The sequence below is a fragment of the Streptococcus sp. genome (assembly GCF_030528045.1).
Taxonomy (GTDB): Bacteria; Bacillota; Bacilli; order Lactobacillales; family Streptococcaceae; genus Streptococcus.
The window spans coordinates 13,659-38,577 of record NZ_JAUMZR010000015.1; the positions used below are offsets into that span (position 1 = coordinate 13,659).

A 24,919-nucleotide genomic window follows, 5' to 3' on the forward strand; every position below is an offset into this window, starting at 1 on the left:
AAAAGCAGTTGAAAATCTCAACTGCCCCTCAGTACTACTTTATTTTTCTGTCTCTAACTCATACAAATCTGCAATGATCGCTGCGACTTTTTTAATATCTCCCAACATACCACGCATTTCAAAGTCTGCTAGGACCGGGAAGCCAAAGCGCTGGCTATACTGCTTGGCTGTCAGGCAGTATTGATTGTTAAAATTGCGATTCCCAGATCCCACTACCCCAAAACACTTACTAGCATTGTCTCCATAAGCGATAAAATCCCCCACTGGAGTTGTTAGAATCTCAACATCGCCGTTATCGACACCATTTCCACCTTCCAGATAGGTCGGCAAGAAAGCGACATAGGGATGTTCCATTTCAAAGAATTCTTGGCCTTCCTTGACCAAATCCTTGATATGGATTTTTTGGACCTCAATTCCCTCATACTGAGACAAGAGATAGTCCTTGAGTCGGGTTACAAAACTCTCTGTATTCCCACTCAGACTGATATACACTAGGGATATTTTTTTCATGTTGACCTCGATTTTTTGTCAATACTTAGGCAACTTCTTCTGCTTCGACTTCTTCAGCCAAATCTTTTTGTTGGCGCCACATCTTGTAAAAGACTAAGGCTAAAAAGAGAACATTGATAATGATGAACAAAATATTCGTTCCTTGTGCTAATGCTCCCATTCCTAGGCCGAGGGTAGTATCTTTGATTAATTGAACCGCATCTTGAACGTTCATATAGCTATAAACCAAACCAACAATCGCTAGTAAAACATAGCCAATATAAGCATAGTTTGCGAATTGCACATTTTTACGTAGGAGAAATACAAAAGCTACTACAACTAAAATTGCAGATAAAACAATCAACAACATATTAAAAATAGAGTGCGATGACGCTGTTACTTGGTAAGTATAGTTGACTGTGTCTTCTAATTGCTGAGCAGTAAGCGTCCCGCTATTCGCCAGGCTAGCACGAAGCACCTCTTTACTTGGCAATGGACTCAAGATTCCAAATAATGACATAGATGAAATGAGGGCTGATAGGACTAACAAGACCCAAAGATAAATAGGATTCTTTTTCATGTTTTCCTCCATAAGATATTTTGAACATTATAGCATTTTTTGTACAGGAATACAACTTTTACAAGCTGGTTTCAACTTGTTTCCGATAAGCTTTCGGTGATTTTCCGCACAATTTACGGAAAACCTTGTAGAAATATCCAACATTACTATAGCCAACTGCATAGCAAATATCTTCGATGCTATCACTGGTCGCCAGTAAGAGTTGCTGCGCTGCCTTAATTCGCTGTTTATTGAGCAATTCCGCAAAAGTCGAGTTGGTTTCCCTCTTAATCAACTGACCGAGATAGACAGGATTGATAAAGAGATCCTTGCTGATGTCCTTAAGTGAGAGCTCTTTCTGATAATCACGCCCAATCACCTCCAGCACGCTCACCACATTTTCATTCATGCGGTACTGACCAAAGAACTTGGTCAAGGTTTCTTTGATATAGGAAACCAATTCTTCAAAGGTGGTAATGGCATGGATAGCTTTGACTATCTCGGTCATATCATCTGCTTTTAGGTGTTCAAACAAATGAAAGACATCCATGACAAACTGGGTGAAGAGCTGCTTCGTGATGGCCACTCGCGGAGTATTCTCCAAAACAACCTTCTCTAGTAGGGTTAATTCTTCGATGATTTGATTGATATTCCCTTGGATAATCACCCGATAAATAGGTTCGTAATAAGCAAATAGACTCTCGGATTTTTCTAGATTAACTGAACCGTAGAAGAGGGCTTTTTCAGCATTAATCTTCCAATTCTCAAAGGAATGCTGGTAGGGTGCTTCAAATGGGGTTACGACGATGCCATCGAGTGGTTGATCAGATATGAAAATCTGCCAATCTTGTCCCAAAACATAGTAAGGAATGGTAAAAGAGCCTTGCTTTTCCTTAGATAGACCAATCCACCAGCTGGCTTTACCTGACAGGTAGTTCGTAAATCCTGTCTCATCCAATTCTTGACTGAGGGTCTGACTTTGCTCCACCTTTTCCTGAAGCTGTTGCGCAATTTTTTCTAATAAATTGCCCAACTCCACCTTGTCTACTGGCTTGACCAGATAATCCACGACACTAAGGTTCATGGCTTTTTTGACGTAGTCAAACTCCTGATAACCAGACAGCAAGATATAATAGGTATCTGGAAGTAGCTCTTTCATTTCCCTAATCATCTCAAGTCCGGTCTTATCTGGCATGTTGACATCGGAAATGACCACATCTACTGGATTTCCCTTGACGTAGTCCAAAGCATCATCTGCGTGATTAGCAGTTGCGACGACTTGCATATCCCATTTTTCAAAGGGGATTAATCGCTTGAGCCCCTCTGTCATCATGTACTCATCGTCTACTAATAAAACTTTATACATTTCTACCCTTTCTATTCATCCTGGATAGTGATATGGTAACGAACACCTTCTTGCTCAGCTGACTCTACACTGATTTGGTAGCGTTCCCCAAAGTAGAGAACAAAGCGTTCGTGTACATTTACTATTCCAATTGATTGCCGCTCTCCACTATAGCTTGCCTCGTGTTCAAAACTTCTCTGAGCTAATTTTTCTTGCAAGCTAGCTAGTTTCTCAGCGGGCATTCCTCGACCATTGTCTTCCACTAAGATTTCAACGAATCCTTGGCCCTTCAAGGCTTTGATACTGATGACATTATCCGTTCTGCGATGGTCAACACCATGGGCAAAGTAGTTTTCTACTAATGGTTGGAGTGTAAATTTTGGAATCCTCATTTCTTCCAATTCTGGTGCAATCTTGAAACCATAGGCAATGGATTTAGGATAACGCACCATACAGAGATAGCTATATTTTCGGCAAAATTCCAACTCCTGCTTTAACGTCGTTTCCCGCTCGTCGGAGATATTGTTGCGTAACAAGCTACTAAATTCATAGATAATATCTGCCAGTTCATCCTGACTTTGCATGACGGCATACATCCGTAAAAACTCCAGAGTATTGTACATAAAGTGAGGATTGATTTGAGCCTGTAGAGCTCGCATATTGGCATCTTTTTGACTGAGCTCTAGCTGATAGATATCGTGGATATTTTTTTCCAGGCGATCCAACATATCATTGGTTGTTTCTGCAATGAGAAGCAACTCTTGGTCTTTTTCAGAGGTATCAATTCGAAGGCCTTCTTCCCCTTGAGCAATCACCTCGATCGAATCTACTAGGTCTACGACCTGCTTTTGGTAATTTGAAAAAGTCTGTCTAAGGGTCACGTACAAAATAATGATAAAAAGAATACTTAGCCCAATAATGACAGCTGAACTCGTCAAAGTTCCTGTAAGAACAAAATTTTTAGGAACAGCAACTCGAACCTGATAACCATGAGAGGTGACACCCACAAACCAGTTTTCTCGCTCGGCTGAGACCTTCTCCCCAATATGGAACATCTCGGTCTCAAAAGGCGAAGTTACTGTTACAGCCATTGGGATATGACCCCGAGTATTGTCAATAGCGCCATGTAAAACATCTGGGGATAGGGAGATATAGATCACTCCTAAATCCTTGTCAGACACAGGATCGGAAACAGGAATGGCAAAACTATTGGCTGTTGGCTTAAAACCCTCCGCAGGAATTTTCTCTCCACTGCGTTTTTCTCTAGTCGAAACATAGACTTCCTTGTAGTCCTGAAGAACAATAGCCACTCCAGTCACAAAATCATTCCGAACATAGAGGTCATCAATATTTTCATACAGGGAAACCGAGATATAAGGTGAAGTTTTACGCTCTAATTGCCAATAGAAATAGTCTGGTGTGCTGAGACTAAAATACTTGTAAATTCCTTCGATGCGGGCCTGATTTTCAACCAGAGACTGAGCAAGTCGGGTTGACTCTCTGTGATAGTATTCCACTTCACTCACTGTCCGAGTGGTCACACGTTCTGCAACCCGTTGGGCTTCTTTCTCACGTGAATCCCAGTCAGCATACGAGAGCATAATCGCAAAACTGGCAATGACCACGATCATAACCAAACTATAAATCCGTAAGAGAGAGTGAAGCCAGAACTGCTTCATTCTATTTTGTCGCCAATTTTTCATGGATACTTTCATAAATAGGTTCCAACATATCACTGATAAAGAAATGCCACATTCCAATTCCTACAAAAAAGAGCAAGGCAGGCATATAATAACCAACTCCTACAAGGAGTGCAGACCCGAGTAAAACCTTGGCAATCGCAGGTAGGCTCATAAAAATCCCGATAAGGGATAGTTTCAAGGTATTTTGGTAGGATAAATCAAAGTACACCTGAAGTTTCAAGGACACAGTATAGGCTAGAAAGACAAGAGCAACTACAAGGACATTGAGAAAGGTCGCCAAGAGGTGGAAAATCGTCTGGTGGGGCAATTGAACTAGAAGATACAAACCATAAACTAGGACAAGATCAACAAACACAAAACTATAGAAAGCCAGATTGCTCTTGACAAAATTACTCTTATACAATTCCCAAGCTTCCTTCAAATGGTAGGCTCGATAAGTATAACCATGTTCCGCATACAAACTCATAAGAGTTGCACTAGCGGGGGCCAAACCAAAGATCACTCCTCCTGCTAGTGTTAATAGCCAGAAATAAGCCGTCGCCATCATTCCCAAAAAGATACGATTAAAGACGAATTCTAGAAATTTTCCCATGCTACTCTCCTTAAACTAACGATGTAACTATTATATCATATTTCAAACGTTTTCAAAAATATAGAACTCCCATTTACAATCCTCAAAAAGCGTGATACAATTGGTTTTGTTAATTCGCATCAAGGAGATTCTCATGAAGAAAAATATCTTAACCACCCTCTTGGCCGCCGTCCTCTACTTTCTCTGTGTAGGGATTGGAGTCCTACTAGGACACCTGGTCGATCAAACAGGCAATATGTTCTACGCACCTGCCTTTTCTGCCCTTGTCGGTGGCAGTGTCTATATGCTTCTTTTGGCGAAGGTCCCTCGTTTTGGTGCTATCACGATTCTAGGTCTTTTTATGGCACTTTTCTTCCTAGCTAGCAAGCATGGCGCTGGTGCCTTTCTCCCAGGACTCGCCTGTGGTCTTGCAGCAGATGCCATCGCTCGTCTCGGAAACTACAAAGACCGAATCAAAAACATCCTCTCCTTCCTCGTCTTTGCTTTTAGCACAAGTGGCCCTATCTTCCTCATGTGGATCCGTCCCAAAGCTTACGTGGCTACCTTACTTGCGCGTGGGAAATCCCAAGAATATATCGACCGTATCATGGTCGCTCCAGAGTTGGACAAAATCCTTCTCTTTGTTTCAAGCATCCTCCTAGGTGCCTTGATTGGGGCTGTGGTTGGGCAATTTCTAAGTCAAAAAATAGCTGATAAACTATAAGGTAAAAGCCCTGAAGACTAGCTATGCCTAGTTCCAGGGCCTTTTTGTATACAATCTTAAAATTCACTATAGATAAATTCTTGAATATTCGAAAAATCGGTCACAAAACAGTAAATTACGATGCTCAAGATAACCGTATAAAAAAATAGTGTCCACAAGATTAAACGATGTGTGTTAGTTAGCTTGGTTTGCAAATTTGTAAAGTTCTTTTTCAACTTCCATCCATCCTTTCACTCCAACGTGCATCACGTCAAATAAAAAGTAATCATCATACTCTCTGTTTCCATAGTTTAATACGGCTGCACCATGACTTTTTGCGACATCTTCTATTTTTTTATAAGTTTTTTCTCGCATCTCTCTTGAGACACCAGTGTAGTCATTCCATTTCCCGTTTACTGGGAAAATAATAACCTCAACTTCAATTCCCAATTCTTTGGCAACTGTCAAGAAAAGTTCCATATCAGAATACTCTGGTGATTCTAGATAGCTCAAATCTTTATTAGAATCTTTCAGCGATGCATAGCGATCTTTTAAGTAAGTATTGTAGTAGTTATTATCAACAGCATAGTCATTATTGTCTGTTTTCTTTTTGACCTCTTCCACAAACTGATCCGTCATCTTTTCCCAATCATAGTCTGGGGTTTTGTCTCCTAGTGAAGGATAATCTGATTTCTCATGATTTTCATAAAATTTTCGTTTGAGCTTAAAGGAATACATCGCGTTCTCAAACTCTAATAGTTTTTTATCAACAATGGTTCCTTTTCCATCTATGAAATAACTTTTGTATTTTTTGTAGATGTCATTTTGTTGCTTATTCCCCTTGGTAATCTCGATAATGCGATTGATTAGTTTTTCTTTCGTTTCTTTACTAATCTTGTCATTATCTAGCATGTGGAAAATATGTTCCTGAGAAGCCTTGTTCAAAAAGGCATCTTGATGGGTCCCATCTTTTTCAAACCACTGAACAGACTCTACTATAGCCACTTTTCGCTTACTCATAGATCCTTCAATAGACCCCAAGGTCGTAGCCTGAATGATATTTTGAGAATAACTGGTCCCAATCTGCATGATATTAAAATCGTTGTAGTTAAAAATTTTATTTGGATGATAGTCTTCATTTATCGTCGCAACCAACTCTGAGGAACCCATTAGAACCAGTGTATTGGGGGTGATATTGCTTGTTAGAATATCTCTACTTTTATACTTTTCATACGAGGTGCTATAACGAATACTGTTATCCTTGACTTTATAATAATCATCAATCTTCTTGACATACGTCACATTTAAAAAGGCAAGCGTCGCAATTACGAGCACAAGCGATAGTAAAAATGCTTTTAATTTAATCATCTCGTTTTATCCTATCCCTTCGATCTGTTCGATTTCTTCTCAATCTCTTATCTCTTTAAAGTCGTCAGTAAGATTTTATAGGGTTCACCTGAAAAGATAAAGAAACCAATCATAACCAAATTCATGGTCACAAACCAACTTAGTAGCTTATACCAGTTTTTGTTTTTATTTTTCTTATAAAAATTACTTTTCTTTTGATACACTTCAAATCCAGCCATCAAGACACCATGATAAAAACCATAGACAATGTAACTAACACTAAGACCATGCCAAAAACCCATGACCAACATATTGACCATATAGGCATAGGTTGCATTGTGTAGTCTATTTTTAAACCATTTTTTCCTGATAACTTGCATCAATACTCTTGAAAATACAAAATCTCTCAACCAGGTCGACAAGGTGATATGCCATCTGGTCCAGAAATCTTTGATATCGACACTCAAGAAAGGTTTGTTAAAGTTCATCGGTGTCTGAATACCTAGAATATTACTACTTCCAACGGCCATTAGACTATAGCCTGCAAAGTCAAAGAACAGATACAAGGTATAGAGGTACATATACTTGATTGAGTAAACGACTGTGCCAGTATTATTTAGAGCGAGTAAGATCTGGTAAACATAGGTTGATAAAACAATCTTGTAAAGAAGGCCTAGAACGATACGATACACACCGTCCCCTGCTAACTCTAGATACTCTTTTCGTGGCATGACCTCGTTTATCTCTTTTAAAAATCTCCTACTCCGATCAATTGGACCAGCACTAACTGTTGGAAAAAAGAGCAAAAACTGTAGATAATCTTTTACACTGATTTTTTCTTTGATCAAGCCATCCGATATCTCTAGTATGATCTGAATGGTCTTAAAGGACATGTAAGAAATTCCAATAAAGGTCAACAAATGCAGAGAAGTCAGGGCAAAGACTTTATTGATCACCAAAGGAAGAATGGAAAGGAAAACCAGTGGTTTCAGCCGCTTTGCCTCTATCCTCGGTGCTAGAAAAACCAGAAAATACTGGTAAACGATAAAGGCGAGTAAATAGACAATCATCGCTCGGCTCTTACCATAGATAGCTCCTGCAAATAAGAGGGAGAGCGCCAAAATATAGTAGTCCTTACGTTTTTTAAAAAAGTTTACCACAAAACCAATCAGTAAAACTACAAATAAGAGAAGGAAAAACTCATTCCCCTCGAAATAATTCATACCAGCCAAACTCCTTTACGTTATCATCCCTTCTACAGCAAACTTTCTGATTTGCTAATTGGGGACCTTTGTTTATTATAGCATATTTCTAAAAAGAAGCTTTATCCTTCTTGCATTTCGGTGAGAAAACAAAAAGGAGTCCCTTTGAACTCCTTCCATTATTTATGACTTAGTTTCTTGGTCAAGAAATCTCCCAAGAACTGGATTGTAAAGATAATCAAAATGATAATAATGGTTGCCAAGATAGTCACATCGTGATTGTAGCGGTTGAATCCATAAGCGATGGCTACGTTACCGATACCACCAGCACCAACTGCTCCCGCCATAGCTGTTTCCCCAACAAGGGAAATCAAGGTCACAGTCGTCACACGAATCAAATCTGGAAGACCTTCTGATAGGTAAACACCCACGATATCCCAGAAGGTCGCTCCGCTTGCTTGAGCAGCCTCAATGACACCGCCATCCAACTCAGCCAAGACAACCTGCACCTGACGGGCAAAGAAGGCAAAGACCGCAAAAGAAAGTGGGACAAGGGCTGCATTTGGCCCGATACTAGTCTTGACGATCAAGTGAGAAAGTGGCGACATGATTGCCAAGAGGATGATGAAAGGAACCGCACGGAAAATAGAGGTAATCTTGTCTAAAATCCAAAAGGCAACCTTATTTTCCAAGACACCACCTGGCGCTGTCAAGACGAGGAAGAGACCTGCTACCAATCCCAAGAACCCTCCGATGATGAAAGAAAGAACTGTCATATAAAGAGTTAGGTAGATAGCCGTTCCCCAGCCTGCCTGACCAGCCCAGCCCATCTTGTAGACATTTGGTAAATAGGTTTGAATCAATGAGTCCATCTTACTGTCCTCCCTTCAATACTTTTAACTGCACACCAGCCTGACGAATGGCATCTTGAGCACCTACTAGCGCTGCTTTTTCACCTGACAAGACCACCACCAATTCTCCAACAGGAGTGCCATCGAGAATTTCGATATTTCCATAGAGGATATTAGCCGTTACTTGGTAATGTTTGTACAATTCATTTAAAAGTGGTTCGTCTGTCGAAGCCCCTGCATACTTGAGCTGCACTAAAATACTGTTCTCAGATAAATGTTCTACGATTTCTTGCTTCTCAATCTTGACCATGGCTTCGTCAATACCTGTGGCTGTTGAGATAAAGTCCTGTGTCAAAGGTTGTTTAGGGTCTGAGAAGATTTCAAGGACACTGCCCTCTTCAATCAAACGCCCATCCTGCATAACCGCCACACGGTTGGCAATGTCTTTGACAATCTGCATTTCATGCGTAATCAAGACAACCGTCAAGCCTAATTTTTGGTTCAAATCTTGCAACAAGGCCAAAATTTGCTTGGTTGTTTTAGGGTCAAGGGCAGACGTTGACTCATCTGAAATCAAAATTTTCGGATCATTTGCCAAGGCACGCGCAATGGCAACACGCTGTTTTTGACCTCCAGATAGTTGTGAAGGGTAGTTTTCAGCACGATCCGCCAAGCCAACCAAGTCTAACAACTTAGCTACTTTGGCTTTCTTTTCTTCCTTGCTGAGTCCAGAGTGTTTGAGGGCAAAGGCTACATTTTCCTCAGCTGTCTTTTGACTCATCAGATTAAAATGCTGGAAAATCATCCCAATGTTTTGACGCTTACGACGCAACTGCTCTGCTGTTAAGGTCACTCTGCCGTTAAAAATAACGTCGTTATCAATGGTAATTTTCCCAGCAGATGGCTTTTGCAAGAGGTTAATCACCCGTACAAGGGTTGATTTCCCTGCTCCAGAATATCCAACGATTCCGTAGATATCCCCTTCTTGGATGTGAATGGTCACATCCTTGACCGCTGTGATGGTTCTCTTCTTTTGGTGAAAAGTCACATCAATCTGATCTAACTTGATAATATCTCTACTCATAGCTTCTAATCAGCTCCTCTACTAATTCAATATGGGTGTAGTAATCGGCGATTCGCACATTTTCATCTCCACCGTGGTCTCGGCTATTGGCATTTCCTAGACCGAAGGCCACCATTGGTACCTCTAGGGCATCAAAGACCGTATGCATGGGCCCTGTCCCCGCTGTGGTCGGCAAGACTGAAACGCCCTGTGGATAGAATTTCTTGGCCAACTCGATCACATTGAGAATGGCTGGTGCGCTCATATCGCTTCGATAGCTCATCTCTCCCAAGGTATAGTATAATTCTACCTTATCAAAGCCATTTTTGTCTAGCTGTTTCCGAATTTTTTCCAGAACATCATGCGGTTCTAGGTCAGGAACCAAACGAACCTCTAGCTTAGCACTGGCTTCTGCTGGCAAAATCGTTTTCACCCCTTGACCTTGATAACCTGACCGAATCCCTTCGATATTAAGGGCTGGCTCGAAAAAGAAACGTTTTAGGAAGGCTACACGATCCTCTTGTAAGAGAGGCAATTCCAAGCCATAAATACGACTGATTTCCTCAGGATTGCGTTGGGCGTAGGCATCTACCAAGGCTAATTCTCGTTCATTTGGCTCTTGAACATCCTCGTACAAGCCTTCTACCAAGATACGACCATCTGCAGCGCGCAGGCTACTTAGAGCCTGTAGGAGATACCAAGGTGCTGACTCCACGACACCACCATAACTCGAGTGGATATCCACATCCGCACTTTTCACCTTAGCATCAAAGGTTACAATTCCCTTGTTTCCGCCAGAGATTTCCAGCTGTTCCAAGGCGTTCTTGGTCCCTTGTTCCCAGACTAGCAAGTCCGCCCCACGAAGTTTGTCTGCGTGTTTCTCTAAATACTTATCTAGATCCATGGAAGCAGACTCCTCTGCCCCTTCCATGATAAAGCTGATATTGACAGGCAGATCATCATGGTGCTGCATATACTTTCTCAAAGCACTCAAACGAGCCGTGATGTGGCCTTTGTCGTCGTCAACCCCACGCCCATACATAAAGCCATTTCGCACAGAAAGGGTAAAAGGATTCTCTGTCCACACCTGATCGCCATCCGCTGGCACGGTGTCATAGTGATTATAGAAGATCAAGGTCTTGGCATCCGGACGCGAACTCTTGAAATGCGCCATGACAAAGGGAGCCGTGTAGCTCTCATCAATCTCCACTTCAGCCCCTACACGCTTGAAAATCTCACCCAGATAGTTTGCGACCTCCTTGAGTCCAACCTGTTGGGCAAAGACTGATTTCTTAGAAATTAAGGTGCGCAAGACTTCAAAATAATGTTGGGCCACATGATCCTTTTCAAATTTTTCAATCTGCTCTTGTTCGCTAGGAAAAACCATTTTCTCTCTCTTTCTACTACGTACTTGTGTCTTCAGAACGACCACAAGTGCCTCTTTAAAATCAACTCTCTATACAAAAGCAAGAGGTGGAAACTCTCTCCCACCTCCCTGTGTCTTACTACCAAACTGGTTGGTCCAAACCGTCTGATGTTTCTTCGATAACTTTTTTCACTTCATCAGTGTGGTAAGCTGCGATAATTTTCTTGATGGCATCAGCCTTAGGTGATGATTCCCAATCTTTTTTCGCAACAATGATGTTGTACCATTGTTTTGAGTTTTCATCAGCTTGTTCTTTGAAGAGTGCTTTCTTGTAGTCCAATTTTGCTTCTGTAACGAAGGTATTGTTTACAACGGCAGCATCAACTGATGACAATGAACGAGCTGTTTGACTAGCGTCCAATTCAGTAATCTTCAAGTTCTTTGGATTTTCTGTGATATTAGCAACTGTTGCAAGGGCAGTTCCAGAAACATCCAATTTGATCAAACCAGCTGATTGAAGCAAGTAAAGTGCACGGCTTTCGTTTGTTGCATCGTTTGGTACGGCGATTTCACCGTTATCTGGGATTTCTTCCACTTTAGTGTACTTGTTTTCTTCCCCATTTTTACCTGAGTAAAGGCGGATTGGTGAGATATATGTATCTGCAATCGCTACAAGGTCTTTCCCGTTTTCTTTGTTCCAGTTGTTCAAGAAGTTGTAGTGTTGGAAAGCATTCAAGTCTACTTCGCCATCAGCAGTTGCCTTGTTTGGTTGTGAATAGTCTGTGAACTCTGTGAATTCCAATTTAATTCCATCTTTTTCAACCAATTCTTGGATTTTATCCCAACGCGCTTCTTCAGAACCGCTACGATTAACTGTTGCAATTTTGACAACTGTTTCGTTGTCTGCTTTCTTTTCTGAATTTCCGCAAGCTGCAAGAGTCAAACCTGCGACTGTAGCAAGAGCTGCTACACCGAGCCATTTTTTAATTTTCATGATTCTATCTCCTTTAAAAATAATACCGTAATAGTATCTCATACTTTATTTGATTTAGCAAATTGTTATTAGATAGGCAGACATATAGTTTGAAACTATATACCTAAAAATTGAGAAATCATCCGCCTTTCTCAGACTGGATGATTTCATACGACTATTTAATATCAGCTTCTGCTGGGAGGTAAGTGTCTCCGAAGAACTGTTTAGACAATTTTTCAAGAGTTCCGTCTTTGTAGAGTTCTTGGATACGTTTGTCTACAAATGATTTCAACTCATCTTGACCTTTAGCAAGAAGTGGGTAAACGTAAGGTTGTTGGTCGCTTGGAAGTTCAATGACTTTCAAGTTATCCAAACCTTGGTTCTTGATAACTGTTTCAACACCGATTTTATCAAAAATCTTGTAGTCAAACTGACCATCGCTCAAACGAGACATGATTTGTTGGAAATCCGCCTTGGTGTAGTTAAGGACTGTTGGATTATCTGCGTGTTGTTTGTTATAATCTTCTAGCTGTTTAGCTGATGTTGTCCCTTGAACGACCTCGGTAGACTTGCCTCCGATATCATCAAGTGATTTGATGCTGTCGTCGTCTTTTTTCACTACAAGAACGTTAGGGTTCTTAGCAGTTGGAGCTGCATAAAGGTACTTTTCAGCGCGTTCTTTGGTATAGCTGATATTGTTCACAGCCATTTGATAACGGTCGCTATCAAGGCCTGCAAAGACACCTGACCACTCTGTCTTTTCAAACTTGACATCGTATTTGTCAGAGTCTTTAAAGATAGCACGGACTACTTCAATCTCATAACCAGTCAACTCGCCATTTTCTTCGTAGTTAAATGGTTTTGGTGAAGCATTGGTTGCAACGATAATTTCTTTCTTACCAGATGCTGCTTCGCTAGTTGCAGTATCTTTCTTATCTCCACCTGAACAAGCTGCTAGTACACCTGTGGCAACAAGTCCTAGAGCAGCAAGAGATGAATATTTGACGATTTTTTTCATGTCATTTCCTCCAAAATAGAATACTTTACTATCTTAACAGAAAATATTTTTTTTCGCCATTATATGATATCTATCTCGGTGATAGGTTTTTTTTATGGCTAACTAAAAGACCAGACGCAAGACTGCAATCAAGACTACTCCAAACAGAACCGTCCCCACTAGATTGCGGTAGCGAAAGGCTATCCAAGCCGTTGGAAAGACTGCTAAAAAGTCCAGCCATTTGATTTGAGGAAGGCTGCCAACCTTGCCAGTCACTACGCTTGAAAGGATCAAGGCAAAGATAATGGAAACAGGCAAAAACTTCAAAAACCGCTCGACGATAGCTGGCAACCCCTTGTACTTAACCAAGATGAAGGGAATCATACGGGGAATCCAAGTCACTAGGCCTGAAAAGATAACGGCTAACAAAAGATATTTACTGACCATCTAAGACCACCCCCATAGTACAACCTAGCAAGGTCGCAAACAAAACAGCTAGCGACTGAGACACTACTGTCAAGAGCAAAAAGAAAGACACCGCAACAACGGCTAGGATCCGCAGCAGATTCCGTACAGGAACCCGTCTTTGCATAATCTGAAATTGAGAAGTAAAAATCCCGATAAACATTCCTACAAGGGCAAAGTCCAAGCCAAAGACTTCAGGATTTGGAAGAAGCCCACCTAAAGCTGTCCCCGCAACTGTCCCAATAAACCAGGCTACATAACTATTGAGATTGTTCCCGTACATCCACATAGGATGGACCTTATCTGTATGGGCTAATTCTCCCATCAAAACCCCATAGGTCTCATCTGTCAGGAGACTGGACATGCCGATATTTTGCCAGAGACTAGTATGACGGAAATAGGTCGATGCATGCAAGCTCAGCAAAAAGAGTCGCAAGTTGATCAAAAAAACTGTCATAGCAATGGCTGCCACAGGCGCTTGTACCGCAATCAGTGCCAACATGGCAAACTGGGCGCTCCCAGCATAAACAAAGAGGCTCATCAAGCCCATCTCAACAGGTGTCACATAAGGCGCACTGATAATCCCACAAGCCAGACCAATGCTGACATAGCCAAGAGCAGTCGGTATGGCTGCCTGAACACCTTCCCAAAATCCTTTTTCTTTCATCCTTCTCCTCATATTCTCTCCAATTGAGGCTGTTCATCATCACAGCCACAGCACGGGCTATTATAACATATTCAGGAAAGAGAAAAAAGTTTCGGATTCGAAACCTATTGCCAGAAAAAGTTCTGAAGAGGGAGTATCATGGATACATAAGAAATTGATCCACTCGGATAGTATACTTATCGGTTTCTGTGTCTGTAGCATATTTATTTTCTGTTGGATAGACATCCACCCAGAGTTCCCACTGTTGTCCCTTCAACTTGATCTTGTAGCGATAACCGTCATCATAGAGGCCTACTGTATCAGTTGTCATGGACTGGTAATCTGGGAGTTCTTCCAGTTCTTTTCTTACAGTCTGGGATAGATTGTTAAGCACTACTTTCTGCTCCACCTTTGAAGTTACAGGAATATGAACTGTCGCTTCTTCCAAACGATGCGATTTTGAAAATGTAAAGGTCGCTCGGCCTGGATAGCCTTTCAAAGTAATCTGCTCATAGTGATAGAAAAGGCGACCTGTTTTATAGAAATATGGGTCTTTTGCACGCCAAGTGTCGCGATAGGCCGTTTCCTCTTCTTCCTCCACCTCGCTAGCATTTCCCAATACTTCTTCAAAGGATTTAGGAGACATACCGAACGAAAGGGATTCAAACAAAACCAGTTGTGTCTTTTTGATATTCTGGCAAGCTGATAAAAGCATGAGTAAAGCTCCAAGAGCAAGTAAACTACTGATTATTTTTGTAAATTTCATATTTCTACTATACAAAAAAGGTTAGGATTTGTCCAAGATAAAAGAGTCAACAATTAACTGACTCTTTATTCTATGGTATAGAAGGAAAGGATTACGATGCATGCCTCCGATATTGACTAATCCCAATCCCATACTCCTTATCTTCAAGCTTTTTATGATATCCAAGTTCTGTCGAATAAACCTCGACCCAGAGATCCTCCGTTTGCCCTTGTAATTTGACTTTATATTGATAAGAATCTTGATCTAGTCCTACCATTTCAACTGTCATAGACTGATAGTCTGGTAAAGATTCAATTTCTGTTTTTATAGCCTGCGATAGTTTGCCAAGTAGTTCTTTCTGTTCCATTTTTGAAGCAACAGGAAAAGAAGCCCTCGCTTCTTCCAAGGTATGCCATTTTGAAAACGTAAAATCTGCGCGGATAGTATAGCCTTCCCATCTCATATTTTCGTAATAGTAGAAAAGGCGACCTGTTTTATAGAAATGCGGGTCTTCTGCACACCAAGTATCACGATAGGCCATTTCCTCCTCTTCCACGACTTTGTCAGCTGCTACAAATGTATTTTCAAAAGATTCTACAGACATATAAAACGAAAGCGATTTAAACATGACTAACTGCGTACTAGGAAATTCCAAATTTTTAAAATTTTGGTAAGATTTTATAAATAAGATTAGCACTCCAAGAGCAAGCAAACCACTGATTATTTTTGTAAATTTCATATTTCTACTATACTAAAAAACTCTATGATTGACAAACTTTGATCGAGTCGGATTCCGTGGTTAAATTCTAAAATTACTTTTTCATTTAAGGTAACAAGGAATTGAGTAAGGACTATTATTAGATATTGGAGATAAGAAAAAGACTGGAGCGCCAGCCTTATCATATGAACAAAAGTTAAATCAAAGTTCCCTACTAAATTCCCTCACGAATATTCAAGAGCATAACAAATGCGGTTAGGAGTAATAGCAATAGAATAAAGCTGACCGCTAGGGTCCCAAAACTTGTAGCAATCGTTACGAAAAAGATTGTGAATAGACTTGGTAAAACAACCGTAATCGCACCAATAGAGGATTGAACCGCTCCCATTGACTCCTCATGTATTTGTTTAAAGACAAGTTCTTGCAATCTAGGAGAGAGTAACCCTGCGATGAAGGCATCCAAGGAGCTGAAAAGCAGAATCAAGCCAAAATGAACTGTGGCAAATCCTACTAAAAGGAGTAACTGGATGACGACCGAAGCGTATAGAGCTGTTTTTATAGAAATCGTATTTTTCAGATAGCCGCTTACAAGACTTCCAACAATAAGTGCTAACAATTCTAGTGTTGATAACAAAGCGAGTGATTGACCAGTTTGTAAATTCAAAAACGGTTGGTTTCTTAAAAAAGAGTCGAAATAGGAACAGTGACATTGATCACAGCTTGGCTGATAGAGACGATAAACAAAATGAAGATCACTCTATCCATATTCCAGATTAATTTCGATGATTGGAACAAATGCTGGCAAAACGATTTTATAGAAAGACCTTCTTGATAGCTAATTGTTTTTTCAACTTTCAAAAGATCATTTTTTATGAGAAGAATACCTACAAATGCTATCAGAAACGTCAGAGCGTTTAGCAAGGAAATGAACTGAATGGAAAGAATTCCTAATAAAACCCCTCCTAGAATATTACTGATTGTCCGAACTAAACTAACTGTTGATTGTTTAAAGCCAATAGCTTCTGTCAGATGTTCTTTCCCAATGATTCTTATAAAAATAGGAGTTAGCATGGCTCCTGAAAAGTAACTCAATGTATCCGACAAAAGGTTCATTAAACAAATAAAGAATACGAGCCATAATGAAAAGGACTGCCCTGAAAGCGAAAGTGCCACTATAGAATAAAGTACAAATTTGACAAAACTAATAAGCGTATACTTTAGAACACGATTGTGTTGAAAGTCAGCCAAAACTCCCATAAAGATTTGCAGAACTTGAGGAACAGTCTCTGAAATCGTAATGAGTAAAATTGCCAAGGGGGGCAAACGAAGCGTCTGCCACATAATTCAAAAAAGCAAGATAAAAAATCGTATCCCCAACCGTCGAAATCCACTGGTTGATGGTTAATTGCCTAAAATCTCTATTTTGAATAAATACTTTCATCGCATCTCCTTTTTGAGTTCAAATGGGAAGTTCTCCCCAAGGATAGACCGATATTGCTGAGCACCTAAAATTACAGCAACGATAAAATTTGACCAATACCGTTGTAAACTATATGCAGTCCAATAGGCCAATAAATGGACTTTGTCACTCTAAATAAGACTGCAAATATGAGACCGCCACCCATATATACGAAAAAGTCTGTCAAGACCCAACCATGATTACTAATATGCAAGACCCCGAATAAAACAGCCGAACCGAGCACATCCAGTCCCCATTTCTTCCCTTTTTCCAGAGCGGTCATCACCAATCCACGATAAATCATCTCTTCAAAAATGGGACCTGCAATCACAGGATAGAAAAAATACATCAAAAATGCCGTTGCTCCCGTAAAAGTAGGGACATCCAGTTGATAAGCAATTTCATTTTTGGTAGATGGGAAAAGATAAAATGTGACGAAATTCCAAATAACAAAAGCAAGAAGAGCTAAAAAGGAATAAAAAAGATAGGAACCTCTAAATTTTCGACTGTTAATTTTCTGCCATTTACCTGACCAAACCATAACAATAATAGCAAGCAGAACCACAAGAAAATTCAACATCATATCCGACAAATAATAGGCAAAGTCGGATAGACCAGCAGCAAAGTCGCTGTGTAAAAGCAAACGAATGAAGAACTGGTCAGCAATGACAAGCAGAATAGCTATAAAAAAGTAGTAGCGTGAGATTGTCTTTTTCATTTTATTTTCTCCTATACTATGAAATAAAGACAGTATAACACGAAAAGTGCCCTATTTTAGAAAATCGCATATTTGACATTTTTTCTCATAGCAATCTCTCATTTGCGATTGTGGACTAATCGATAAGCTCTTTGTATTGCTGCAAACGCAATTCAAAAAGGGTTGTTAATTGAAGATTTTCTAATATTTGCAGAGATTGGATAAAGTGTTCAATCTCTTTTTGGTTGCTTCCCTTAGTTTGAAGGAAAATGCTCATCTTCTTTAAAAACTGCCATGATACTTTCTCAAAAACATCATATGGCCGGAGCATACTCTCCAACTCGGCTTCAAAGATTGGGATGTAGGAGAAAAGTTTGCGCTCCATGAGTTCTGAGATGATATTAAGATAACCACTTTTCATATACAATTGATTGTGTACTAACTCTTTAAATTCCTTGGATTTTTCGAGTAAAGAGGTAGATAAAAAGATCAGATCTTGATTACTTAAGAAAGGCATGGTATTGCAAAAAAGATAGAGTTCAAACCAGGTCCAAGACTCGATAGCATAGAGATAAGTAGTTAAAAACTCGCTATCTTCCTCTTCTAGCAGATAGTTTTTATCCAAGGAATGAATGGCATCTTTAATCACAATAGCGTTCAAACGACGATAGGTCTGCGCCATCTGTTCTTGCTCGACCTCCTCTAATAATTGTTCTAAGCCTGCTATATCTTGATGGGCAAAACGATTTACAATCTTTCGACCGATTCGCATATGTGGGGATTCCTGATAGTTATTAAGCTTGTGTCCAAACTCATCGAAGTTCACATTTATCCCTTGGATAGCTAGTATCAGTTTATCTGCAGACAGCATAGACTGTCCCAGTTCAAACTTGGATAACTGGGATGCTGTCAGGCCCTCACAAGCCACATCTGACTGCTTGAGTTTTCTTGCTAGGCGCAATTCCTTGTAAAATTCTCCCAATTCCTGTTTTTCAATCATAGCCAAACTCCCCTTTAAAGATTCCCTTTACTATTCTATTCGTAAAAATTTTTACTTTTTTAACATATTATAAAATATTTTATCAAAAAAGCCAGCCTCAAGCTGACTCTTTATTCCATAGTATCAAAGGCGAGGCTTGGTTTGGCGTTGAGGTCCAAGCCTGCAAAGTTTTCTTTATTCCACTCACTGACGCTAGCATAGGCAATCATACCTGCATTGTCTCCACAAAGGCGCAGGGGTGGGATGATGACCTTGGCATCTGTGATTTCAGCTGCTAGGCGTTCTCTGAGACCTTTATTAGCTGCCACGCCACCGGCTACGACTAGGGTTTTAACAGGATATTTTTCTAAGGCTTTCTTGGTTTTGGCCATGAGAATATCCATGACAGCTGCTTGGAAGGAAGCACACAAATCCTCTGTAGACAAGCTTTCTCCCTTTTGCTCGGCATTGTGGTGAAGATTGATAAAGGCAGACTTCAAACCTGAGAATGAAAACTCTAGATTGTCCTCCTTAATCATGGCACGAGGGAAATCATAAATATCCTGCCCCTGATGAGCTAGCTCATCAATCTCGCGACCTGCTGGATAGGTCAATCCCATGACACGGCCAACCTTATCATAGGCCTCACCAACCGCATCGTCTCGTGTCTCCCCAACAATCTTATAATCACCAGCTTCGGAAACATAGACCAACTCTGTGTGCCCACCACTGACCAAGAGGGCTAGCAAGGGAAACTCCAAAGGCTCGACGCTCTGAGCTGCCATGAGGTGGCCCGCCATGTGGTTAACGGGAATCAGCGGAAGTCCATGTGCCCAAGCAAAGGCCTTGGCAGCTGACAAACCAACTAGCAGTGCTCCGACCAAGCCTGGTCCATAAGTAACGGCAACGGCTGTTAAGTCCTCTTCGGTAATCCCTGCTTCTGCTAGCGCCTCCTCGATACAGGCTGTAATGACCTCGACATGGTGACGACTAGCTACTTCTGGCACTACGCCCCCAAAACGTTTGTGGCTCTCAATTTGACTCGCAATGACATTGGACAAGAGCTCATCATCGTTTTTCAGTACGGCGACACTGGTCTCATCACAGGATGTCTCAAATGCTAAAATATATCTATCCTTCATCTATTTCTCTCTTCATGATGATGGCGTCCTCGACTGGGTCATGGTAGTAAGCCTTTCTCTCAGCGATGACCGCCATCTTTTCTTTCTTGTAAAATGCTTGCGCTCGTTGGTTTGACTTTCTGACTTCTAGGAAAATCTCCTTGTCTGCTGGCAATTGAGCAAACAAGGCTGACGCAGTTCCCTGACCCTGATAGGCTCCTTTGACAGCAATTTGCAGGACTTCTGCCTCAAAGAGATTCTCCTGAACAGCTAGAAAACCAATCACTTCTGCCCCATCATAAGCCACAGCATACCATGTCTGGTCTTGAGACAGGTCTGCTTGGATTTGTTCCAGCGTCCAAGGACTGACTGGGTAAACAGCTGCCATGACAGCATAGATAGATTGAGCCAGGTCAGGCTGTCTTTGGATTCTTTTGATTTCTATCATAGACGTTTAATGTAGGACTCACCAGACTCGGTGTGGTTCTTGAGCCAATTTTCCTCGGCTTCAACACGTTTGAGGTAGTTTGGTACAAAGTCGTGCAAGGAGTCTGCTTCCTTGTCCCATGCCCAAAGAACAAGATTAGCTGCATTTGGCAAGGTTTCCTGATAGTTAGCCTGTGGTAAACGCTCTTGGATCTGCTCCACAAAGGCTCCAACTTCTCCAACAAAGGTCACCTGTTCAGCATCCGTGACTTTTTCTAGCACTTCCGCAAAGGACAAGTGTGCTTCTGGCATGACAGGCTTGGCATTTTCATAAAATCCTGCGTAAACATTGTTGCGACGAGCATCCATCAGGGGAACAAGTAAGCCTTCTTGTTGGCGTGGCACCAGAGCCAAGAGGCTAGACATGCCAACTAACTCGATATTCAGGGTATGAGCCAAGGTCTTGGCAGTAGCTACTGCGATTCGTAAGCCAGTATAACTACCTGGTCCTTCAGCTACCACGATTCGGTCCAAATCCTTGGGTGTCCAATCCAAACTTGCCATCAAAAAATCGATGGCAGGCATGAGGGTAATACTGTGATTCTTCTTGATATTAATCGTCGTCTCGGCAAGAACCTGCTTGTCCTCTAAAATGGCTAGAGAAAGAGCCTTGCTGGACGTATCAAAAGCTAATACTTTCATAACACATTCCTATCTTTTTGTCTGTTTACTATTATACTACAAAAGCCAGCGTATGGGAATTTTCTTTGTTTTGAAACAAAAGAGGCCTGCCACTTAGACAAAAAGAAGTGTAAATAAGTCATATATGCCTTAACTCGATTTTCGACGTTAGAGATCATCGTAAACATAAGGATATCACCTAAAAATAGAAAAAGTCCATCCCATCTATCAAGACGAGGTGGATTTTCTGTATATCTAGAGGAATAATTGACTTTAGGCATTTAAACCAAAGTAGAAAACGAGCCAGACAACATAGGTGACCAGGAGGAGAAAAATTGAATAGAGCGTCACAAAAGCAAGCTTCCAAAGGAACTTTGTTTTGCGGTGTTCCATATGCACAAACAGGGCATTCCCCCCATAGACACAAGCTACAAAGACTACAAACATCAAGAGGCGAACCCCTACTGCAAATTCAAACAAACTAAACATTCTTAATCCTCCTTTTGGTATTCCTATTTTTATATAAACTGTTGACAATGTTGTTCTATCAATGCTAAAATGTAATTCAACACTGGTAGGAAATTCAGGTTGAGTCGTTGACTCTTCGGGTTGCAGTGCTATCCCTGAAACTTCGGTTTCTAAAGAACTGAAATTGCGATTGAACAATTCGCCCCAGTGTTTGACGGCTCTTGACTTCGGTCAGGAGCTTTTTGATGCTTTTAAAGTTGATTCCCTCAGTAAGTTATAGTAAAGTATAAATATCGAGAGGATAACATAGGGCGACTGGTGACAGAGCGTTCAGTTGGTTATCTTCGTTAAAAGCGTAGATGATTTTTTGATTGGCAAATCTATCTAAATATTGTTGTGCTGACCGTTGCAAAGCATCCGCATACTTATTTAAAGTCCTTATGTACGCATCTTCAGGGTATTTGTAGCCACCACGCAACCGATAACTTGACTTTACTGACTTGTCAATGTTAAAATATAATTGAACATTGGTAGGAAAATCAGGTTGAGCCTTTGGCTCTCCAGGCTGTGGTGCTGTCCTTGAGGGTTCGCCTTCTAAATAACCGGAATTGTGATTGATTAGTTCGCCCCCAGTGTTAGACGGCTCTTGACTTTGGTCAAGGGCTTTTTCTTTGCCTCTTTAGTAAGCACTCCACTCCATCTTGCTATTTCTACATCGTTATACTTATAGATTGACTTCTTAGCCTCATAGATGATAGAATTAAGTAAAAGCTGAGATCGAGTTTGATTTGGTGACAAGTCATTCAAAGGTTGCGATGCATTCGCTTCAGGTAGAGGTGCTGCCATCTGGACTGCGCCAGGAAAATCCCCGAGTTTTGTCTCAGCCTTTTTGGTTGCTCTCGAGATTTCTCAAGAGCTTTTTCTTTTTTCAAAGATATCATTCTGCCCCAACCATCTACACCAACGATTAATGAAACTAGAACTGTATTCTTCCTCAAACCTACTATCTCCATAGATTCCCCCTTTAATTATAACACCTAAGCGCTCTCCGACCAAATCCTACCTGTCTTTTTGCTCCTTCTTCCCCTCCCGACTTTCTCCATTTCCGTCTTTTACTAATTTTTCATTTTGTGGTATAATTGAAATAATTGTAACGAATCAAGGTCAATCTAGACACAAAATGGAATGAAATCAAGCAAATCTCTACTAAAAGTTTGGAATAAGCTGACCTGTAAATAGAAAGGAACTATATGATTTACAAAGTTTTTTATCAAGAAACAAAAGAACGTAGCCCACGTCGTGAAACAACACGCTCACTTTACCTAGACATCGATGCCAACTCAGAACTTGAGGGCCGTATCGCTGCTCGCCAACTTGTCGAAGAAAACCGCCCAGAGTACAACATCGAATTCATCGAACTCTTGTCTGACAAATTGCTAGATTACGAAAAAGAAACTGGCGCTTTCGAGATTACGGAGTTCTAATATGGCCTACACTCTTAAACCTGAAGAAGTCGGCGTTTTTGCCATCGGTGGTCTAGGAGAAATCGGGAAAAACACGTACGGAATTGAATACCAAGACGAGATTATCATCGTCGATGCTGGGATTAAATTCCCAGAAGATGACTTGCTGGGTATCGACTATGTTATCCCCGACTACTCTTACATCGTAGACAATATTGACCGCGTCAAGGCTGTCTTGATCACACACGGACACGAGGACCACATTGGTGGGATCCCTTTCCTGCTCAAGCAAGCAAATGTCCCTATCTACGCTGGACCACTTGCCTTAGCTTTGATCCGTGGAAAACTCGAAGAACACGGCCTCTTGCGCAACGCCAAACTTTACGAAATCAACCACAACACTGAGTTGACCTTTAAAAATCTCAAGGCAACTTTCTTTAGAACAACCCACTCTATTCCAGAGCCTTTGGGAATTGTCATTCATACTCCACAAGGAAAAATCGTCTGTACGGGTGACTTCAAGTTCGACTTTACTCCAGTTGGTGAACCTGCAGACTTGCACCGTATGGCAGCTCTTGGTGAAGAGGGTGTTCTCTGTCTCCTCTCTGACTCGACAAATGCAGAAGTGCCAACCTTTACCAACTCTGAAAAGGTCGTTGGTCAGTCCATCATGAAGATTATCCAAGGCATTGAAGGACGCATCATCTTCGCATCCTTTGCCTCAAATATCTTCCGTCTCCAGCAAGCAACGGATGCTGCTGTTAAAACTGGACGCAAGATTGCTGTCTTTGGACGTTCGATGGAAAAGGCCATTGTCAACGGGATCGAGCTTGGCTACATCAAAGCTCCTAAGGGAACCTTTATCGAGCCAAATGAAATCAAAGACTACCCTGCAGGCGAGGTTCTTATCCTCTGTACAGGTAGTCAAGGTGAGCCTATGGCAGCCCTCTCTCGTATCGCTAACGGAACCCACCGTCAGGTGCAACTCCAACCCGGCGATACCGTCATCTTCTCTTCTAGCCCAATCCCTGGAAACACGACTAGCGTCAACAAGCTGATTAACATTATCTCAGAAGCTGGTGTCGAAGTCATCCACGGAAAGATTAACAATATCCACACCTCTGGGCACGGCGGTCAGCAAGAACAAAAACTCATGCTTCGTTTGATCAAGCCCAAATACTTCATGCCTGTTCACGGTGAATATCGTATGCAGAAAGTCCACGCTGGACTAGCGGTGGATACGGGTGTCGAGAAGGACAATATCTTTATCATGAGCAATGGTGATGTCCTTGCCCTTACTGCAGATTCTGCTCGTATCGCTGGGCATTTCAACGCCCAAGACATCTATGTTGATGGAAATCGTATCGGTGAAATCGGTGCGGCCGTCCTCAAAGACCGTAGAGATCTATCTGAAGATGGTGTCGTTCTAGCAGTCGCAACTGTTGACTTCAAGTCTAAAATGATCTTGTCTGGGCCTGATATCCTCAGCCGAGGCTTTGTCTACATGAGAGAATCTGGTGACTTGATTCGCCAAAGCCAGCGCATCCTCTTCAATGCTATTCGTATCGCACTGAAGAACAAAGATGCTAGCGTGCAATCTGTCAATGGCGCCATTGTCAACGCCATCCGACCATTCCTCTATGAAAATACCGAACGTGAACCGATTATCATCCCTATGATCCTCACACCAGATGAAGAATAATACTCTTCGAAAATCTCTTCAAACCACGTCAGTTTCGCCTTGTCGTACTCAAGTACAGCCTTCGGCTAACTTCCTAGTTTGCTCTTTGATTTTCATTGAGTACAAGTCAACAAAACAGCCCCGTCTTTGAACTGCACCCCAAAAGTTAGACAGAAAAAATCTAACTTTTGGGGTGTTTTT

Annotated in this window: 26 protein-coding genes and 1 pseudogene; 3 read left to right on the forward strand and 24 right to left on the reverse strand. The window is 41.3% G+C overall.

Annotated features, from left to right (window positions below; translation table 11 throughout):
- Positions 1 to 39 precede the first annotated feature (39 nt).
- The 5 genes from nrdI to Q4A91_RS04140 are packed head-to-tail and all read right to left on the reverse strand — an operon-like array spanning position 40 to position 4,688.
- Positions 40 to 510 (reverse strand): class Ib ribonucleoside-diphosphate reductase assembly flavoprotein NrdI, encoded by a 471-nt coding sequence (nrdI, locus tag Q4A91_RS04120; protein ID WP_000724244.1) that lies wholly within the window; start codon positions 508 to 510, stop codon positions 40 to 42.
- A 25-nt stretch (positions 511 to 535) separates the two neighbouring features.
- Positions 536 to 1,069 (reverse strand): ABC transporter permease, encoded by a 534-nt coding sequence (locus tag Q4A91_RS04125; protein ID WP_303207588.1) that lies wholly within the window; start codon positions 1,067 to 1,069, stop codon positions 536 to 538.
- A 58-nt stretch (positions 1,070 to 1,127) separates the two neighbouring features.
- Positions 1,128 to 2,414 carry a response regulator transcription factor gene (locus Q4A91_RS04130; RefSeq protein ID WP_303207590.1) on the reverse strand — a complete coding sequence of 429 codons (1,287 nt, stop codon included), beginning with the start codon at positions 2,412 to 2,414 and terminating at the stop codon, positions 1,128 to 1,130.
- Positions 2,415 to 2,425: 11 nt separating this feature from the next.
- Positions 2,426 to 4,096 carry a sensor histidine kinase gene (locus Q4A91_RS04135; protein WP_303207592.1) on the reverse strand — a complete coding sequence of 557 codons (1,671 nt, stop codon included), beginning with the start codon at positions 4,094 to 4,096 and terminating at the stop codon, positions 2,426 to 2,428.
- Positions 4,074 to 4,688 carry a YesL family protein gene (locus Q4A91_RS04140; protein WP_061428224.1) on the reverse strand — a complete coding sequence of 205 codons (615 nt, stop codon included), beginning with the start codon at positions 4,686 to 4,688 and terminating at the stop codon, positions 4,074 to 4,076. Before Q4A91_RS04140 ends, Q4A91_RS04135 begins: the two co-directional genes overlap by 23 nt.
- 133 nt (positions 4,689 to 4,821) lie before the next feature.
- On the opposite strand from Q4A91_RS04140, the gene Q4A91_RS04145 reads away from it, so the two are divergent.
- Positions 4,822 to 5,391 carry an MptD family putative ECF transporter S component gene (locus Q4A91_RS04145; protein WP_303207596.1) on the forward strand — a complete coding sequence of 190 codons (570 nt, stop codon included), beginning with the start codon at positions 4,822 to 4,824 and terminating at the stop codon, positions 5,389 to 5,391.
- A gap of 174 nt (positions 5,392 to 5,565) precedes the next feature.
- Here Q4A91_RS04145 and dltD read toward each other — a convergent pair whose 3' ends face one another.
- The 19 genes and pseudogenes from dltD to Q4A91_RS04240 form a co-directional block, all read right to left on the reverse strand.
- On the reverse strand, positions 5,566 to 6,738 hold the full coding sequence (dltD, locus tag Q4A91_RS04150) for a D-alanyl-lipoteichoic acid biosynthesis protein DltD (protein WP_303207598.1): 1,173 nt from the start codon (positions 6,736 to 6,738) through the stop codon (positions 5,566 to 5,568).
- 47 nt (positions 6,739 to 6,785) lie between these two features.
- On the reverse strand, positions 6,786 to 7,940 hold the full coding sequence (dltB, locus tag Q4A91_RS04155) for a D-alanyl-lipoteichoic acid biosynthesis protein DltB (protein ID WP_303207600.1): 1,155 nt from the start codon (positions 7,938 to 7,940) through the stop codon (positions 6,786 to 6,788).
- Positions 7,941 to 8,098: 158 nt separating this feature from the next.
- Positions 8,099 to 8,791, reverse strand: a complete 693-nt coding sequence (locus tag Q4A91_RS04160; RefSeq protein WP_303207602.1) for a methionine ABC transporter permease — start codon at positions 8,789 to 8,791, stop codon at positions 8,099 to 8,101.
- A gap of 1 nt (position 8,792) precedes the next feature.
- Entirely contained in the window at positions 8,793 to 9,854 is a 1,062-nt protein-coding gene (locus tag Q4A91_RS04165) for a methionine ABC transporter ATP-binding protein (RefSeq protein WP_303207604.1), read from the reverse strand.
- A complete protein-coding gene (locus Q4A91_RS04170; RefSeq protein ID WP_303207606.1) occupies positions 9,847 to 11,220 on the reverse strand; it encodes a M20/M25/M40 family metallo-hydrolase in 1,374 nt (457 codons plus the stop codon). Before Q4A91_RS04170 ends, Q4A91_RS04165 begins: the two co-directional genes overlap by 8 nt.
- Positions 11,221 to 11,338: 118 nt before the next feature.
- On the reverse strand, positions 11,339 to 12,193 hold the full coding sequence (locus Q4A91_RS04175) for a MetQ/NlpA family ABC transporter substrate-binding protein (RefSeq protein ID WP_000694533.1): 855 nt from the start codon (positions 12,191 to 12,193) through the stop codon (positions 11,339 to 11,341).
- A gap of 154 nt (positions 12,194 to 12,347) precedes the next feature.
- Complete coding sequence (locus Q4A91_RS04180; protein ID WP_303207609.1) at positions 12,348 to 13,190, reverse strand: amino acid ABC transporter substrate-binding protein; 843 nt, start codon at positions 13,188 to 13,190, stop codon at positions 12,348 to 12,350.
- A 102-nt stretch (positions 13,191 to 13,292) separates the two neighbouring features.
- Positions 13,293 to 13,616, reverse strand: coding sequence for an AzlD domain-containing protein (locus tag Q4A91_RS04185; protein ID WP_044021513.1), 324 nt, complete (start codon positions 13,614 to 13,616; stop codon positions 13,293 to 13,295).
- Positions 13,606 to 14,301: an AzlC family ABC transporter permease gene (locus tag Q4A91_RS04190; protein ID WP_303207611.1), complete on the reverse strand. Its 696-nt coding sequence runs from the start codon at positions 14,299 to 14,301 to the stop codon at positions 13,606 to 13,608. Before Q4A91_RS04190 ends, Q4A91_RS04185 begins: the two co-directional genes overlap by 11 nt.
- A gap of 136 nt (positions 14,302 to 14,437) precedes the next feature.
- The gene (locus Q4A91_RS04195) at positions 14,438 to 15,046 is read right to left on the reverse strand and encodes a hypothetical protein (RefSeq protein ID WP_303207613.1); all 609 of its coding nucleotides are present in this window, start codon (positions 15,044 to 15,046) and stop codon (positions 14,438 to 14,440) included.
- A gap of 91 nt (positions 15,047 to 15,137) precedes the next feature.
- Complete coding sequence (locus Q4A91_RS04200; protein WP_303207615.1) at positions 15,138 to 15,764, reverse strand: hypothetical protein; 627 nt, start codon at positions 15,762 to 15,764, stop codon at positions 15,138 to 15,140.
- A 193-nt stretch (positions 15,765 to 15,957) separates the two neighbouring features.
- A pseudogene (locus Q4A91_RS04205) lies at positions 15,958 to 17,184 on the reverse strand (MFS transporter).
- A gap of 70 nt (positions 17,185 to 17,254) precedes the next feature.
- Positions 17,255 to 17,920 (reverse strand): CPBP family intramembrane glutamic endopeptidase, encoded by a 666-nt coding sequence (locus Q4A91_RS04210; protein ID WP_303207616.1) that lies wholly within the window; start codon positions 17,918 to 17,920, stop codon positions 17,255 to 17,257.
- Between the two features lie 115 nt (positions 17,921 to 18,035).
- The gene (locus Q4A91_RS04215) at positions 18,036 to 18,899 is read right to left on the reverse strand and encodes an Rgg/GadR/MutR family transcriptional regulator (RefSeq protein WP_303207617.1); all 864 of its coding nucleotides are present in this window, start codon (positions 18,897 to 18,899) and stop codon (positions 18,036 to 18,038) included.
- A 110-nt stretch (positions 18,900 to 19,009) separates the two neighbouring features.
- On the reverse strand, positions 19,010 to 20,020 hold the full coding sequence (gene tsaD, locus Q4A91_RS04220) for a tRNA (adenosine(37)-N6)-threonylcarbamoyltransferase complex transferase subunit TsaD (RefSeq protein WP_303207618.1): 1,011 nt from the start codon (positions 20,018 to 20,020) through the stop codon (positions 19,010 to 19,012).
- Complete coding sequence (gene rimI / locus Q4A91_RS04225) at positions 20,010 to 20,447, reverse strand: ribosomal protein S18-alanine N-acetyltransferase (RefSeq protein WP_303207619.1); 438 nt, start codon at positions 20,445 to 20,447, stop codon at positions 20,010 to 20,012. The genes tsaD and rimI overlap by 11 nt, the downstream gene beginning before the upstream one ends.
- Positions 20,444 to 21,127, reverse strand: coding sequence for a tRNA (adenosine(37)-N6)-threonylcarbamoyltransferase complex dimerization subunit type 1 TsaB (gene tsaB / locus Q4A91_RS04230; RefSeq protein WP_303207621.1), 684 nt, complete (start codon positions 21,125 to 21,127; stop codon positions 20,444 to 20,446). Before tsaB ends, rimI begins: the two co-directional genes overlap by 4 nt.
- 252 nt (positions 21,128 to 21,379) lie before the next feature.
- Positions 21,380 to 21,595 carry a hypothetical protein gene (locus Q4A91_RS04235; protein WP_303207623.1) on the reverse strand — a complete coding sequence of 72 codons (216 nt, stop codon included), beginning with the start codon at positions 21,593 to 21,595 and terminating at the stop codon, positions 21,380 to 21,382.
- A 597-nt stretch (positions 21,596 to 22,192) separates the two neighbouring features.
- Positions 22,193 to 22,420 carry a hypothetical protein gene (locus tag Q4A91_RS04240; RefSeq protein WP_303207624.1) on the reverse strand — a complete coding sequence of 76 codons (228 nt, stop codon included), beginning with the start codon at positions 22,418 to 22,420 and terminating at the stop codon, positions 22,193 to 22,195.
- Positions 22,421 to 22,824: 404 nt separating this feature from the next.
- Between Q4A91_RS04240 and Q4A91_RS04245 the strand changes: the two genes are divergently transcribed.
- Both Q4A91_RS04245 and Q4A91_RS04250 read left to right on the forward strand, forming a co-directional pair.
- Complete coding sequence (locus Q4A91_RS04245; protein ID WP_000639581.1) at positions 22,825 to 23,058, forward strand: DNA-dependent RNA polymerase subunit epsilon; 234 nt, start codon at positions 22,825 to 22,827, stop codon at positions 23,056 to 23,058.
- A gap of 1 nt (position 23,059) precedes the next feature.
- Entirely contained in the window at positions 23,060 to 24,739 is a 1,680-nt protein-coding gene (locus tag Q4A91_RS04250) for a ribonuclease J (protein WP_000331965.1), read from the forward strand.
- Positions 24,740 to 24,919 lie beyond the last annotated feature (180 nt).